Below are 15,754 nucleotides of genomic sequence, written 5' to 3' on the forward strand. Positions count from 1 at the left end.
TTGGACTGAATTAATTCTGCTTCCAGTGACTGCGGTATTCAGATGCCTGAGCAAGAATGCGTTCAAGTGTGGCACGGTCGCCGTTCTCGATCGCCTTGCGAAGACTCGCAATATTCGCCTCGAAACCGCTTAGCATGCTCAACAAGGCGGCGCTGTTGTTTTGAAAAATATCCGCCCACATTTCAGGCGAGCTGGCAGCAATACGAGTGAAATCCCTGTAACCCGCACCACCCTCTTTCATGAATTCTGCGCCCTTGGGGTGACCCAGCACGCTAGCCACATAGCTGAAGGCCAACAGGTGTGGCAGGTGGCTGACTGCACCAAACATTTCGTCGTGATCCATGGCATTCATGGTGCTTAACTTGGCACCAATGGCTGCCCAGAAGTTTTCAACTTTTTTCAAGCCCGCCGGGTTGGTTTGTGGCAAGGAGCAAAGTACACAATTGCGCCCTTCAAACAGATTCGCAACCGCTGCGGCGGGGCCATGCGACTCGCCGCCGGCAATTGGATGGGCCAACACAAACCGGGCTTTCAAACCCGGAAATTGCGGCTCAAGTTCATCCAGCATCACGGCCACATCCGACTTGGTACTGCCGGCATCAAAAATCAGACAATTGGGCGGCAAAGAGGGTAAAAACTGGGTGAGCACCTGTTTGTATTGCCGAACGGGAATGGACAGAACCACCACATCGACATTGCGCACATTCGAATCGCCTGGACCGGCAATGCACTCATCAACAATTCCCAACTTCAGGGCTTCGTGAGCAGTTTCAAGCTTGCGTGAATAACCCAGCACGTGCCCTGCCAAACCCTTTTTTTTGGCAGCCAGACAAATTGAGCCACCAATCAAACCCACGCCAATGGCAAGCATGCGGTTGAAAATTGTTCCCTTGGCCATCACGAAGCCTGCAAGCTGGCCAGCGCTTTGGGCAAGGCCACCAAAAAGGCTTCGTTTTCATGAGGCAGGCCAATAGACACACGCAACCATTGCGGCAAACCGTAGCCATTGACTGGGCGAACGATAACGCCCAAACGCTGAAGAGCGTCGAACACCTTCATGCCCGCGTCATCCGTATTTCCCGCTTTGAACAACACAAAATTGCCATAAGAAGGCACGTACTCTAAACCGAGAAACTTCAAGCCACTTTCGATTTGCTCAAGCCCTTTGAGATTCACCTCATAGGTTTGCTGCAGGAATTCCGCATCATCAATTGCCGCCTCTGCCGCAGCAAGTGCCAATGAATTGACATTGAAGGGCTGGCGAACGCGGTTCATCAAATCGGCCACCTCGACACTGGACACTGCATAGCCCACGCGCAAACCAGCCAAGCCGTAGGCCTTGGAGAAACTGCGCGACACCAGCAAATTGGGGAACTGTGAAACCCACTGCGTAGAGTCGTACTGATCCTCGGGTTTCAGAAATTCGTTGTAGGCCTCATCAAGCACAACCAGCACATGCGATGGCACCTGCTTCAAAAAAGCAAGCAACTTTTCCTGGGGCAAAAAAGTACCTGTGGGGTTGTTGGGGTTGGCAATGAAAACCACATGTGTTTGCGTATCGATGGCTTTCAAGAACCCATCCAGATCATGGGTAAAGCAAACCGCAGGCACCACTTTGGACTGAGCGCCGCAACCCTGTGTCGCCAGTGGGTAAACCGCGAAAGCATACTGCGAAAACACGGCATTGGTGCCCTGCGTAAGAAAGGCTTTTGCTGCCAACTCCAACACATCGTTCGAACCATTGCCCAAGGTAATTTGTTCGGGTTTCACGCCATGACGAGCGGCCAATTTCGCTTTCAAGGCAAAACCATTTGCATCGGGATAACGGCCCAGATCCATCGCAGCCTGTGCAATAGCTGCCTTGGCTTTTTCACCCAGCCCCAGTGGATTTTCATTGGAAGCAAGTTTGACCACCGTATTCGGATCGAGGCCCAATTCACGGACCACATCGGACACTGGCTTGCCAGCCTTGTAAGGGGCAATGGCACGAATGAATTCAGGAGATTGCTCGGTCAGTTTTTGCATGGTGCTGCTTTCAGTTGCGTTGTGCTGCCGGGTATGAACCCAGCACTTTCAAAAAGGATGCATTTTTTCTCAATTGATCCAGGGCCTTGGCCACGGCAGGCTCAGTTTGATGACCTTGCAGATCAATAAAGAAATAGTATTCCCAGCGTCCGTTGCGTGCAGGTCGAGACTCCAGTCGGGTCATGGAAACATTCTCGGCATTAAACGGTTCCAACATTTTGTAAACAGCCCCGGGTTGATTGGGCACTGAGGCAACCAAACTTGTTTTGTCCTGCCCGGAAGGCCCTGTAATTTGATTGCCCAAGACCAGGAAACGAGTGGTGTTGTGCGCATCGTCCTGGATATGCTCTTGAAATGCCTTCAAGCCATAACGCTCGCGCGCCGCTTGGCCTGCAATGGCTGCCACTTTTGCATTTTCGCTGGCCATTTGCGCAGCGACACCGTTGCTGGCCACGGTTTCTTGTTGAATATGCGGTGCGTACTGCGAAAGCCAACCACGGCACTGGGCCAACGCCTGCGGGTGCGCACAAATTTTCTCAATACCGTCCAGTGAGCCGGTTTGACACAACAACTGATGGTGAATAGCCAATTGCACTTCACCACACACCAACGCGCTTGACTCCACCAGCGCGTCCAGCGTGCGAGCAATCGACCCTTCTGTCGAGTTTTCAACAGGCACCACTGCAAAATCAACTTGCTGGGCTTGCAACTGGCGAAATGCTTCTTCAATCGTGTCAACAGGCTCAGCCTGAACGCAATGCCCAAAGAATGACCACACCGCCTGTTCGCTGTAAGTGCCCAAGGGGCCAAGGAACGCCACATGTACCTCGCGCTCCAGGGAGCGGCAAGCCGACATGATCTCCTTGAACAAAGTGTTGACGTGTTGGGTATTCAAAGGCCCGCTGTTGGCCGCATTCAGTTTGTCGAGCACCTGCGCCTCTCGTTCGGGGCGCATGACCGGGGCATCGGTTTTTGCTTTCACATGGCCGATGGACTGGGCCAAACTTGCTCGCTTGTTCAGCAGCACCAGCATTTGCTGATCGATTTCGTCGATTTGGTCACGAAACTTCAACAACTCGGCGTTGATATCCGGGGTATTCATCAAGCCTCCGTTTTCTCGAAATCGCGCATGAAATCTACCAAAGCTTTCACGCCCTCAAGGGGCATCGCGTTGTAGATCGAGGCCCGCATGCCGCCCACCGATTTGTGCCCTTTAAGTTGCACCAAACCGTGTTCTGCGGCCTTGCTCAAAAAACTGGAATTCAGCGCTTCGTCAGCCAGTGTAAATGGCACATTCATGCGGGAACGGTCTTGCCGGCGAACTGGGCAATTGTACAAATCGCTGTTGTCGATGGTGTCGTACAACAAGGCTGATTTTTCTTGGGCTTGCGCTTGTGCCCATGGAACACCGCCCTTCTCGATCAACCATTCAAACACCAAACCGGCAATGTAAATTGAATAGGTGGGCGGGGTGTTGTACATGGAACCGTTTTCAGCCACGGTCCCAAAGGCAAATGCTGAAGGACAAATTGACAAGGCCCGATTGAGCAATGCTTTGTCGATGATGACGATTGTGACACCAGCCGGGCCCACATTTTTTTGAGCGCCACCGTAAATCAAACCATACTGAGTCACATCAAGCGTTTTCGACAAAATGTTTGAGGACATGTCAGCCACCACCGGGCAGTCTAGCTGACCAGCCAGGGCTTCAATTTGTCCGTTGAATTCGACACCACTGATGGTTTCATTGTCGCAGTAGTGCAGATAGGCCATTTGCTGACCGTTCACACGGTCAAGCAGGGACGCGCACTCAGGTACGTAACACGCCGCTGCGGTGTTGGCCAGGGCGTTCGCGTTGTCGAGCACCACACGGGCCAGTCCGTACTTCGAAAATTCCTTGGTGGTCTTTTTCGACCAAGCACCTGTATTGACGAATGCGGCTTGCTCAAACCCTTGAAGCAAATTCATTGGCACAATTGCATTCATGCCAACAGCACCACCCTGCATGAACAGCACGTCGTGCGTGTCGGGCACATTCAACAGCTTGCGAAAGTCATCGCGGGTTTTCTCGAAAATGCGGGTGTATTCAGGGCTGCGATGGCTCATCTCCATTACAGACAAACCCTTGCCCTGCCAATCCAGCATTTCCTCGGCAGCCCGACGCAAGACTGACTCAGGCAAGGCTGCCGGACCTGCTGAAAAATTCCAAACTCTAGACATGCTCGCCCTGTGCAATCAACCGTTTATTACTCTTCTGTGGCAGCGGGCGCGTCGGGAGAATCCCCCTCTTCCACCTCACCAAGATCCTCAGCATCTGACTCCACGATCCGCTGCAAGCCAGACAACCATGTACCCTCGTCCACGCTGATCAAGGTCACGCCCTGTGTTGCGCGACCCATTTCACGAATTTCCGAGACACGAGTTCGAACCAGCACACCACCGGTGGTGATCAACATGATTTCATCCGTTGGGTTCACCAGCACTGCAGAGACAACTTTGCCATTGCGCTCAGAAGTTTGAATCGCGATCATGCCTTTGGTACCACGACCATGTCGGGTGTACTCGGAAACTGGCGTGCGCTTTCCAAAACCGTTCTCAGTGGCGGTGAGCACTGATTGCTGCTCACTTTCTGCTACCAGCATGGCAATGACTCGCTGCCCTTCTTCAAGATTCATGCCGCGAACACCGCGTGCATTGCGACCCATGGCGCGCACATCATTTTCATCGAAGCGAACAGCCTTGCCGGAATCGCTGAACAACATGACATCGTTGGTGCCGTTGGTCATGGCTGCACCGATCAGGAAGTCACCTTCATCCAAATTCACGGCAATAATGCCGCGCTTCATGGGCCTTGAAAAATCGCTTAACTTTGACTTTTTAACTGTACCCAGGCTGGTGGCCATGAACACGTATTTGTCTTCGTCTTCAAAGCTTTTAACCGGCAACACTGCGGTGATTTTTTCACCCTCGGCCAAGGGGAACATATTGATGATGGGGCGACCACGTGAAGTGCGCGAGCCTTGAGGCACTTCATACACCTTGAGCCAATACACGCGACCGGCGTTGCTGAAGTACAAAATTGTGTCGTGGGTGTTGGCCACGAACAGGTAATCAATCCAATCGTCGTCCTTCGTGGTGGCAGCCTGTTTTCCGCGTCCACCGCGCTTTTGCGCTCGGTATTCAGTCAATGGCTGGCTCTTGATATAACCAGAATGAGACAGAGTTACCACCATGTCTTGCGGGGTGATCAGGTCTTCGGTACCCAGTTCAGTGGCATTGAATTCGATCATCGAACGACGCTCATCGGCAAACTCGTTGCCAATCGATGTCAGTTCATCTTTGATGATCTGATTGATACGCTCAGGCTTGGACAAAATATCGAGCAGGTCAGCAATCTGATCGATCACTTCCTTGTACTCATTCAAAATTTTGTCTTGCTCAAGGCCCGTCAAGCGCTGCAAGCGCATGTTCAAAATTTCCTGCGCCTGCACTTCGCTCAAGCGGTACATGCCATCGTCTTGCAATCCCAGGCGTGCCGGCAAACCTTCTGGGCGGAACGCTTTCGCACCACCCGAATCGCCCAGTTCGGTACGCGACAGCATTTCGCGAACAATCGAGGAATCCCAGCTTTTTGCAACCAAATCGGCTTTCGCCACGGGTGGTGTGGGCGCGGCCTTGATGATTGCGATGAATTCGTCAATATTGGCCAAAGCCACAGCCAAGCCTTCCAAGACGTGGCCGCGATCGCGGGCTTTGCGCAATTCAAACACGGTGCGGCGGGTGATGACCTCTCGACGATGGCGCAGGAAATAGAAAATAAGGTCGCGCAAGTTCAACAAACGGGGCTGGCCATCGACCAGCGCGACCATGTTGATACCGAAGGTGTCCTGAAGCTGGGTGTTCTTGTAGAGGTTATTCAAAATAACCTCGGGCACCTCGCCACGTTTCAATTCAATCACGACGCGAATACCATCTTTGTCGGACTCGTCACGGATGTCAGAAATACCTTCAATCTTCTTTTCAGACACCAGCTCGGCGATCCGCTCAAGCAGTGATTTCTTGTTCACCTGATAAGGCAGCTCATCCACGATAATGGATTGGCGGTTGCCTTTGTCCAGATCTTCAAAATGGGTTTTTGCCCGCATGACCACACGGCCGCGGCCGGTTCGATAGCCTTCGCGCACGCCTTGAATGCCATAAATAATGCCCGCGGTGGGGAAATCTGGCGCAGGAATCAACTCGATTAGGTCATCAACCGTGCACTCCGGGGCATCAATCGCATAAAGGCAGGCAGCAACCACTTCTTTCAGGTTATGGGGGGGCATGTTGGTGGCCATGCCCACAGCGATGCCTGACGAACCATTGACCAGCAAATTCGGTAAGCGCGCAGGCAACACTTTGGGCTCGCGCTCGCTGCCGTCATAGTTTGGCCCGAAATCGACGGTTTCCTTGTCGATGTCCAGCAGCATTTCCTGGGCAATTTTGGCGAGGCGAATTTCGGTGTAACGCATGGCCGCCGCGTTATCACCATCGATTGAACCGAAGTTACCTTGACCATCAACCAACATGTAGCGCAATGAAAAATCTTGTGCCATACGCACAATGGTGTCGTAAACCGCAGAATCACCGTGTGGGTGGTACTTACCGATTACGTCACCCACAATACGGGCAGATTTCTTGTAGGCTCGATTCCAGTCATTGTTCAACTCATGCATTGCAAACAGCACACGGCGGTGCACCGGCTTTAAGCCATCACGCACATCCGGCAGGGCCCGCCCCACGATTACGCTCATGGCGTAATCGAGATAAGACCTGCGCATCTCCTCTTCAAGGCTGATCGGGAGCGTTTCTTTTGCGAATGAATCCATGTTTCTTCTTGTGTTGAATTATTTGACTGAAGGAATAACAATCTGGGACGCTGCCATTCACGGCTGCGTCACATCCCTGGCGCTACACTTGCAAGCTTTCGATTGTATCAGCCAAAATCGCTGAAACTGGGCGCAATGGTGCGTTCCAAATCATCTAGTGACCCTGCCCATGCAACTGCTGACCCCCCAATGGCTCTTGTGCCTGAACCACACCACTGAAGTACTTGAAAACCAGGCGGTTTTGATTAACCAAGACCTAATTCAGGCCATTGGCCCACGCGAGGAAATGCTGCTGGCGCATCCAGGCGCGGAAAGGGTTGATCTACCGGGGCAGGCACTGATGCCAGGCTTGATCAATTGCCACACCCACGCCGCCATGAATTTGCTGCGTGGTGCCGCTGACGATTTGGCCTTGCATGACTGGTTACAAACCCGGATTTGGCCCCTTGAGGGTGAATTGGCCGATGCCGAGTTTGTGTATGACGGAACAGTGCTGGCCGCCGCCGAGATGCTTCAAGGCGGAATAACCACTTTCAACGATATGTATTTTTACCCCGACCAGGTTGTTCAAGCGGCGCTGGACGTGGGTTCACGCGTATTTGCAGGCATCACCGTGATCGAATTCCCGACCCGCTACGCAGCAGAGGCCAAGCAATACATCGAGTTGGGGATAGCAGCACGCGACAAATTCAAGCTTGAGCCCACCGTACATTGGACCATCGCTCCGCATGCTCCTTACACAGTGAGTGATGACACCTTTCGGCATATGGCGATGCTGGCCGAAGAGCTGGACCTGCCCGTTCACTGCCATTTGCATGAGACCGCGAGTGAAGTCAGTGATGCGGAAAGTCGGGACGGCAAACGGCCGTTTGCCAGGTTTGAACAACTCGGTCTGATTAACGAACGCCTGATGGCGGTTCACGGAGTGCACTTGAATGAGCATGAGTTGCAGGCAATGGCGGCGAAAGGTGCAACGTTGGTGCATTGCCCCGCATCGAACCTGAAACTCGCCAGCGGCATTGCCCCCGTGGCTGCGGCGCTTAAAGCAGGCGTCAATGTGGTAATTGGTACCGATGGTGCCGCCAGCAACAACAAGCTGGACCTGTGGGAAGAAGGCCGATTGGCCTCCCTGCTGTGCAAGGGTGCAAGTGGCGATGCCACCGCCTTCAGTGCAGGTGAGTTACTGAAAAGCATGACCTGCAATGCAGCCAAAGCCCTGGGCGCAGACCACCTGATCGGCCGCATTGCCCCCGGCCTGCAGGCGGACCTGATCACAATCGCAATTGGAGAGGCTGCTCACCAGTTACCCAACCACAATCTGGTCTCAAAACTGGCTTACAGCGGGGCTTCCAGGGATGTGAAGCATGTTTGGGTAGCGGGCGTTCAAGTTGTGCAATCGCAACAACTTGTGGGCAAAAGGGCACAATTAGTCGGGGAAATCATGCGAAAAACCCAACGAGTGTGGCAGACTCGTGTCGAGAAAGTTGGTTGAGAGGGTGATAACTATGACAGCCTCTACTGTAAACTATCAACCAGCTTGAACCCCTATTTAACCCAAGGAGCAACAATGAAAAAAATGTCGACTCTCACGCAAGTTCTGATGGCAATGGCCATTGGTACAGCGTCTACAGCCGCTATGGCCCACACAACAGACAAAGGTGAAGGCCTGTCAGGCTATGTAGTGGATGGCAGCGGCAAGGTTGTTAAAGACGGCTCCGGCGAGTGCATCCGCACCAGCTACTTCACAGCCGCTTTGGCAATTCAGGAATGCGATCCTGACTTGATCCCCAAGAAGCCAGCACCAGCACCAGTTGCTGCACCAGCACCTGCTCCTGAGCCAGCACCTGCACCGACCCCAGTGATTACAAAAGTAAGCCTGGAAGCTGACGCTTACTTCGACTTCGACAAGGCCACACTGAAGCAAGGCGGCAAGGACCGCATTGATTCCGAAATCGCCAAGTTGGGTCAGGTTGACCTGAACAGCGTAATTGCAATCGGCCACACCGACTCCATCGGTTCCGACGCTTACAACCAGAAGCTGTCCGAGCGTCGTGCTCAGGCTGTGAAGGACTACATGGTAAGCAAAGGCGTAGCAGCTGACCGTATTCAGATCAAGGGCATGGGCGAAAGCCAGCCAGTGGCTGACAACAAGACCAAAGAAGGTCGTGCCAAGAACCGTCGCGTTGAAATTGAATTCAACGCAACACAGAAAGTTGTGAAGTAATTCCCAACCTCTGGTTCTGATCAAAAAAGCCCGGCCTAGCCGGGCTTTTTTGTTTCCGCCTTCGGTTAAACTACTGGCTGTTGAATACGCACCACGAGCGTTTACCAAGGAAGATGAGCATGAGCAGTATCGAATCCAACAACGTAGACCATGCAGAACTGGCTAAATTTTCAGCCCTTGCCAGCAAATGGTGGGACCCGAACAGTGAATTCCGGCCATTGCACGAAATCAACCCCCTCCGATTGAACTGGATCGACGAACGCGTCGGCCTGAAAGGCAAACGAGTGTTGGATGTGGGCTGCGGTGGTGGCATTCTGGCTGAAAGCATGGCTCGCCGCGGCGCAGATGTTTTGGGCATTGACCTGGCAGACAAATCGCTGAAAGTGGCTGAACTTCACAAGCTTGAAACAGGCGTGAATAATGTCAACTACCGTTTTGTTTCTGCCGAACAGCTGGCCACTGAGGAGCAAGAAACTTTCGACGTGGTGACCTGCCTTGAAATGCTGGAGCATGTACCCGACCCCGCTCAAACCATTCAAGCCTGTGCAAACTTGTGCAAGCCAGGTGGATGGCTGTTTTTTTCAACCATCAACCGCAACCCGAAAAGCTTTGTTTTCGCGATTGTAGGCGCGGAATATGTGTTGAACCTGCTGCCCAAAGGCACTCACGAGTACAAAAAGTTCATCAAACCGTCTGAGTTGGCCCAGTACGCACGCTTGTCCAAACTGGATTTTTCAGAAATCATTGGCTTGGTGTACAACCCCCTGACCAAGGTTTACCGCCTTGCTCGCGATACCGATGTAAATTACATGGTGGCGTGCAGAAAGCCCGCCTGATCAAAATTGCACAATGGGAATTAACCGTGCCTCTAAAAGGAATTTTGTTTGATCTGGATGGAACGCTTGTAGACACCGCACCCGACTTGTGCGGCACCATTCAAGACATGCAAAGCGACAGGGGTGTTGACATTACACCTTATCGCGCCATGGAGCACCTCGCCTCGGGGGGTGCTCGCGCTTTGTTGAAAGCAGGCTTCGGGCTTGAAATGCACTATCCTGAATTTCCGGCGATGCGTGCGGAGTTTCTTGAACGTTACGAGGCCAGAATCGCCCGCGAGAGTGCTGTTTACAGCGGAATCATTCCCTTACTGAATGAAGTCAAGGCGCGCGGTGCTCAATGGGGCATTGTCACCAACAAGCCATACTATTTGGCCGAGAAATTGGTACGTGAACTGGGCTTGACGCATGGGTGCAGCGTGTTAATTGGGGGAGACACCGCCGAAAAGCCAAAACCCTCCCCACTGCCCTGCTTCATGGCAGCTGGTGAAATGCACCTGCCCACCGAGCAATGCGTGATGATTGGCGATGATGAACGGGATGTAATCGCAGGCCGGGAGGCAGGTATGGCTACTGTGGCGGTTGAATATGGCTACATCGCCAGCCCGATAGACCAATGGGGTGCCGATGCCATCGTAAAAACGGCCCACGATTTGGCCAAATGGCTTGAAATTAGAATGTGAGCCCCCACCTCAAGAGTGTTACAATTAACTTTCCAATGGGGTCGATCTGGTTTCGACGTGGGTTGCAAAGCTATTGGGGCGTGTCGAGGATCAGTTACCTCGTAAATCCATCTGAAAAACTTTAAACGCAAACGACTCTTCGTTTAGCCCCGAACTCAAACTGGCCGCTTAAGCCAGTTTAGTTTGGACTTCCTACACCAGTTCGCCGATGGACTGGGCGGGGTCAAACCCGCAGTGGGATCATCTACATCGGACCGCTTACTGGAATGCTGCCGGCTGGTAAGTTAAATTAGGTGGATCGCGGATGCTGAAGAATGTCGCTTTTCGTCAGTAGCCGTTAAATACAAAGAAGACGACTACACACGTAGAACTGGTAGTGGAGGATTTGCGGACGCGGGTTCAATTCCCGCCGGCTCCACCAAACAAAATAGAAAAGGCTGCCCTTGTGGTGGCCTTTTTTATTTTGAGTTGAAGGATTTGTGGAAATTGAAGCCGCGGACGCAAGCGGCGCGGGGTGAGCCAGGTGGTTTCACGGGCCCAACAGTTTGGGGCCGTGCTGGGCGAACGCCCACGCCCTGCAAGGCGTGGGCCGGGAAATTCCCGCCGGCTCCACCAAACAAAATAGAAAAGGCTGCCCTTGTGGTGGCCTTTTTTATTTTGAGTTGAAGGATTTGTGGAAATTGAAGCCGCGGACGCAAGCGGCGCGGGGTGAGCCAGGTGGTTTCACGGGCCCAACAGTTTGGGGCCGTGCTGGGCGAACGCCCACGCCCTGCAAGGCGTGGGCCGGGAAATTCCCGCCGGCTCCACCAAATAAAAGAAAGGCTACCTTCGAAGGTAGCCTTTTTCTTTTCATTTCACCGACAAAATATACCGGGCAATCGCCAGTGCATCCTCATCGCTTACCCGTGGTTGCGCCGGCATCGGCGTATTACCCCATACCCCCGCACCGCCTGTTTGAATTTTTTTGGCCAACTTTTCAGCAGCCCCTGCCTCATCGGCGTATTTCAAAGCCACTTGTTGATAGGTGGGGCCATACTTCTTTTTGTCCTCAGCATGGCAGGCCGTACAGTTGTAACTTCTGACCATTTCAGGGCTTGCCACCGCATTGCCAAACGCCGTCAGCATTGAACCTGCAACAAGCAAGGCTACATGCTTCGTCATGAATACTTCCTCTCTAGAGCCGTGCCACCCAGTCAGGCGGCACAGCGTTGACATCCCAACTCAAAAAACTCAGTTGGGTTTGATCTGATAGATTTCCCCTTCATCAGTGGCCACATAGAGGTTGCCGTCAGGGCCTTGCGCCACCGAACGGAAGCGACCCGCGGGCATGGGCAAAGGCATGATGGTGCGCTTGGCTGTCAAGCCGTCTTTGCTGATGTCGAGTAAATCAATGCGGTTGCCAACTGGGGTGCCGTGAATACCAATTCCCATGTAGCCAACTGCCATTTTTCCATCCCAGTCTTTCCACTGTTTACCGTTCAGAAAAACACCCGAGGACATGCCTTGGGACAGATTTTCATTGTTCCAGGCCGGTTTCATCGCTTTGGGGTAGGTTTTGGTGTCTGTCATCGGCATGAATGCTGCTCGCTTGACGGGTTCCATGGCGCCCATCTGGTTGGGGCTGTAGCCGCAGTAGGCGTCGGGGCAATCACCACGCCCACCTACATTCGGCCGGGGATCCCAGCCTGCATTGCCACCATTGGTGAGCACAGTCACTTCATCAGAATGCCAAGGTCCATTCTCCGCAGTCACAGGCTGGTTTGTACCCGGACGAAATGCAATACCTTGGGGATTGCGGTGGCCAAATGTGAAAACGCGGGCATCAAAACCTTTGGGAGGCTTGTTGCCAGCAGCCGCCTTGCCGTCACGATCAATTCGCAATACCTTGCCGCCCATCTTGGTGGGGCTTTGCGGCACGGCACCATTGTGTGTGTCACCGGTGGTCACGTACAGAAAACCATCACCAGAATTGAAACGGATCCTTCCGCCATTGTGTGCGCCAGATGAACCGAAGGGATGATCGCTCGCAGCTGTTTTGTAGGGAATGTCATCCACAATATCGGTTCTATCCGAAGTTTTGCTTAAATCAGCATTCACCTTCAAACGAATAACCCGATTCGTTTGAGGACTGGATTTGCTGGACGTGGAATACACATACACGTAGCGATTCTTCGCAAATTCAGGGTCTACAGCCACGCCGTTCATACCAGCCTGACCATCGCAGAACAAATCTGGCATAGAGTCGGCATAACCCTTGGCATCTTTCATTCCCACCAGCTTATTCACTGTCCCGGAGGGCAAGCGAACGGAAAGTCCGTGGCATTTCTCGGTGAAGAACATGGAACCATCGGGCAAAAATGCCATGTCCCAGGGGTTTTCCAACTTGGATAGAACGGCTGTTGCGGTAAGATTGGGTGCTGCTGCAATCGCGACTCCACCAATCGCCAAACTGGCTGAGGCAAGGACGGCGCAGGACAAAAGTTTATTTAGCTTCTTCATTTTGTCTCCTGATTCTGTAGGTAAGGCAAGTGTGCCTTCAATGTTAAGGCGATTGCGAAATCGCCCAACGTCGAAGTACACCTAAAGAAAATTGCACATATTTAACACTCGGTCAATATGGCCTTACCCGGACTGGATCATTCAGTTTTTGAAGACTTGCCTTTCAATATCAGGCTGAAGAAGTTTTTGCCTCTGGCATGCTCACCTTGATCGGAGAGCAATCGCTGAACGCTACAACCCAGCAACAAAATTGTGGATCCGCTGAAGGCCAACAAGCCCCCAATGAGGGACAATGGCCAACTAAGATCGAGAAGCCGAAGCAACAATGCAACAATTACACTGAGTAACACCAACAAACACAAATAGATTTTCATGATCTAACACACCTGTTCAGCTTGCCAAACGCTGGTCTCCAGACCAGTGAATGCACACTGCAATGCAAGGTTTCCTTGCTAACGAACGACGCTCACCTGAGCGTGCCTGGTTGATCGCCAAAAACTATTGCTGTGATTGCCTGTGTTTTTGGACCAGCGAATATTAATGAATATGGCAATTTAGATCCAGAAAATGTAATGTCGATTTGCGGTCAATTTTTTGGCCGCCGGACGAACAAATTTCGTCACAATGCTACTTTGTACAAATTCCTTTTTTTAACAATTTCCGCATACAATTGCTGCAGCGCAAAAAACTACTTGAATGTCTATTTTTCGAACTAGACAAAACTAGAATTCTGGTTATTTTTTTGGCTTCACAATTGTTCACTTTTCGCCACAGCTGAAAGGCATCCACTCCGCAAATTATGCAAAAAGGCATTTTTCTTTCCATTTTGGCTTCAGTGCTTTTTGGCAGCATGTACTACTACACCACACTGCTTGAACCGTTGAGTGGGGAGGAAATTTACGGCTGGAGAATGCTACTAACCCTGCCTGTGATGACCCTATTTCTGATCTGGACCAAAGACTGGGGCTTGATCAAATCGATTGCGCTGCGCCTGAAAACAGAGTGGAAACTTTATCTGGCCTTACCGGCGTCATCCCTGCTTCTGGGCATACAACTTTGGCTGTTCCTATGGGCACCGCTACATGGCCATGCGATGAATGTGTCGTTGGGCTACTTCATGATGCCTCTTGTGATGGTTTTGATCGGTCGTCTGTATTACAAAGACAAACTGAGTCAACTGCAAAAACTGGCAGTCTTGTTGGCACTACTTGGCGTTACAAACGCAGTTATTCAGGCGGGGGGATTCGCTTGGACTTCGCTCCTGGTTTGCCTGGGTTATCCCTATTATTTTGTGCTGCGGTCAAAATTCAAAATAGACAACTTGGGTGGACTGTGGTTTGACATGCTGCTGATGTCACCGCTTGCCATTTATTTCGCTCTGAGCGGCGATGGCTTGGCTCAAATGACGGGGTTACAACTTCAGCTACCTTTGCTGATTATTCTGTTGGGCGTGTTAAGCGCATCTGCATTGATAGCTTATATTTTGTCGAGTCGAATGCTGCCCTTTAGTTTGTTTGGTTTGCTGGGCTACGTAGAGCCTGTGCTTTTGGTGATTGTTGCATTCTTGATCGGCGAATCAATCGCTCAGCAGGAATGGCCCACTTATCTCGCCATTTGGCTGTCACTGAGTTTACTGGCCGTGGAGGGTTTACTTAAGCTTTGTAAGACCGAATCGCAGTCGACAAATCAGGATCTTGGTTGAAAGCTTCCGTGAAGAAATCAACAAAACTGCTGATTTTGATGGAGGGGCGACGCTCGGGTTGATACACCACATTCAGCGGTAAAGTGCTTGGTTTGTAGTTGTTCAAAATCGTGTTAACACTGCCCTCCCGAATATCACGACCATAAATCCAGGTGGGTGAATAGCATATTCCCAGCCCTTCAAGAACGCCTTGGCGAATTGCTTCGGAACTGTTCGATTGAAAGTTGCTGCCCACACGCACCGTGATGGCCTTGTCTTTACTGCCGTAAAAAGTCCATTCATTGAAGTTGTCGATGCCGGTGTAAAGCAGGCAATTGTGCTCACTTAAATCATCAGGTTTTTGCGGAGCACCATGTCGAGCCAAATAAGATGACGACACAATCACAGCCCTCGCCACCGAGCCAATACGTCGGGCAATCAAACGGCTGTCTTTTAACTCACCCACACGAAAAGCCACGTCGATACCTGCTGCCACAAGGTCAACAAAACTGTCGTCGAGTTGCAGGTCAATACGCATTTTCGGATATCGCGCATAGAATGCCGCGAGCCGGGGCACGATGTGAATTCGGCCAAATGCGACCGGTGCAGCCACTCTCAGCAGGCCGCTGACCTCGTGTTCAGCGCGATGCACTTCACTGCGAGCCTCTTCCAGAGTATCGAGCACCTGTCTACAACGCTGGTAGTAAAGGCGACCCGCTTCTGTTAATGAATGGCTGCGGGTGGATCGCACCAACAACAACACGCCAACATCGGCCTCCAGAGCCTGTACCTGTTTGCTGATGGCCGACTGTGTGGTGTGGGCCTGCCGGGCCACCGCCGAGAAATTACCTGTTTCAACAACTCTCACGAATGTTTCCATCAGCCTCAAGCGATCCATGTAGTGATTCCTTTATATATTCCCATGAGGAATAAATACT

General features: G+C 52.0%; 14 protein-coding genes and 1 other RNA gene. 6 read left to right on the forward strand and 9 right to left on the reverse strand.

Features of this window, described 5'->3' with window-relative positions; translation table 11 throughout:
• Positions 1-10 precede the first annotated feature (10 nt).
• From HKT17_RS11115 to gyrA, 5 genes are read right to left on the reverse strand one after another with little or no spacing between them, the layout of a single operon-like run.
• On the reverse strand, positions 11-898 hold the full coding sequence (locus tag HKT17_RS11115; RefSeq protein ID WP_171100104.1) for a prephenate dehydrogenase: 888 nt from the start codon (positions 896-898) through the stop codon (positions 11-13).
• On the reverse strand, positions 898-2,025 hold the full coding sequence (gene hisC, locus HKT17_RS11120) for a histidinol-phosphate transaminase (protein WP_171100106.1): 1,128 nt from the start codon (positions 2,023-2,025) through the stop codon (positions 898-900). Before hisC ends, HKT17_RS11115 begins: the two co-directional genes overlap by 1 nt.
• A 10-nt stretch (positions 2,026-2,035) precedes the next feature.
• Positions 2,036-3,127: a prephenate dehydratase gene (gene pheA, locus HKT17_RS11125; RefSeq protein ID WP_171100107.1), complete on the reverse strand. Its 1,092-nt coding sequence runs from the start codon at positions 3,125-3,127 to the stop codon at positions 2,036-2,038.
• Positions 3,127-4,245: a 3-phosphoserine/phosphohydroxythreonine transaminase gene (serC, locus tag HKT17_RS11130; RefSeq protein ID WP_171100109.1), complete on the reverse strand. Its 1,119-nt coding sequence runs from the start codon at positions 4,243-4,245 to the stop codon at positions 3,127-3,129. Before serC ends, pheA begins: the two co-directional genes overlap by 1 nt.
• Positions 4,246-4,271: 26 nt before the next feature.
• Positions 4,272-6,893, reverse strand: coding sequence for a DNA gyrase subunit A (gene gyrA / locus HKT17_RS11135; protein WP_105029651.1), 2,622 nt, complete (start codon positions 6,891-6,893; stop codon positions 4,272-4,274).
• A gap of 169 nt (positions 6,894-7,062) precedes the next feature.
• Between gyrA and HKT17_RS11140 the strand changes: the two genes are divergently transcribed.
• From HKT17_RS11140 to ssrA, 5 genes are all read left to right on the forward strand, one after another.
• Positions 7,063-8,385: an amidohydrolase family protein gene (locus HKT17_RS11140; RefSeq protein WP_171100111.1), complete on the forward strand. Its 1,323-nt coding sequence runs from the start codon at positions 7,063-7,065 to the stop codon at positions 8,383-8,385.
• A gap of 75 nt (positions 8,386-8,460) precedes the next feature.
• Entirely contained in the window at positions 8,461-9,117 is a 657-nt protein-coding gene (gene ompA / locus HKT17_RS11145) for an outer membrane protein OmpA (protein WP_105029654.1), read from the forward strand.
• A 119-nt stretch (positions 9,118-9,236) separates the two neighbouring features.
• Positions 9,237-9,953: a bifunctional 2-polyprenyl-6-hydroxyphenol methylase/3-demethylubiquinol 3-O-methyltransferase UbiG gene (gene ubiG, locus HKT17_RS11150; protein WP_171100113.1), complete on the forward strand. Its 717-nt coding sequence runs from the start codon at positions 9,237-9,239 to the stop codon at positions 9,951-9,953.
• On the forward strand, positions 9,935-10,636 hold the full coding sequence (locus HKT17_RS11155; RefSeq protein WP_171100115.1) for an HAD family hydrolase: 702 nt from the start codon (positions 9,935-9,937) through the stop codon (positions 10,634-10,636). Before ubiG ends, HKT17_RS11155 begins: the two co-directional genes overlap by 19 nt.
• Before the next feature lie 37 nt (positions 10,637-10,673).
• Positions 10,674-11,057, forward strand: a transfer-messenger RNA (tmRNA) gene (ssrA, locus tag HKT17_RS11160).
• 428 nt (positions 11,058-11,485) lie between these two features.
• Here ssrA and HKT17_RS11165 read toward each other — a convergent pair.
• From HKT17_RS11165 to HKT17_RS15530, 3 genes are all read right to left on the reverse strand, one after another.
• Positions 11,486-11,797, reverse strand: a complete 312-nt coding sequence (locus HKT17_RS11165; protein WP_171100117.1) for a c-type cytochrome — start codon at positions 11,795-11,797, stop codon at positions 11,486-11,488.
• A gap of 69 nt (positions 11,798-11,866) precedes the next feature.
• Positions 11,867-13,135, reverse strand: coding sequence for a PQQ-dependent sugar dehydrogenase (locus HKT17_RS11170; RefSeq protein ID WP_171100119.1), 1,269 nt, complete (start codon positions 13,133-13,135; stop codon positions 11,867-11,869).
• Between the two features lie 137 nt (positions 13,136-13,272).
• Complete coding sequence (locus tag HKT17_RS15530) at positions 13,273-13,509, reverse strand: hypothetical protein (RefSeq protein ID WP_146106733.1); 237 nt, start codon at positions 13,507-13,509, stop codon at positions 13,273-13,275.
• 425 nt (positions 13,510-13,934) lie between these two features.
• On the opposite strand from HKT17_RS15530, the gene rarD reads away from it, so the two are divergent.
• Complete coding sequence (gene rarD / locus HKT17_RS11175; protein WP_171100121.1) at positions 13,935-14,837, forward strand: EamA family transporter RarD; 903 nt, start codon at positions 13,935-13,937, stop codon at positions 14,835-14,837.
• On the opposite strand, the gene HKT17_RS11180 is transcribed toward rarD, so the two are convergent.
• The gene (locus HKT17_RS11180; RefSeq protein WP_171100123.1) at positions 14,788-15,714 is read right to left on the reverse strand and encodes a LysR family transcriptional regulator; all 927 of its coding nucleotides are present in this window, start codon (positions 15,712-15,714) and stop codon (positions 14,788-14,790) included. The genes rarD and HKT17_RS11180 overlap by 50 nt on opposite strands.
• Positions 15,715-15,754 lie beyond the last annotated feature (40 nt).

Source organism: Limnobacter sp. SAORIC-580 (assembly GCF_013004065.1).
In the GTDB taxonomy this organism is placed as follows: domain Bacteria; phylum Pseudomonadota; class Gammaproteobacteria; order Burkholderiales; family Burkholderiaceae_B; genus Limnobacter; species Limnobacter profundi.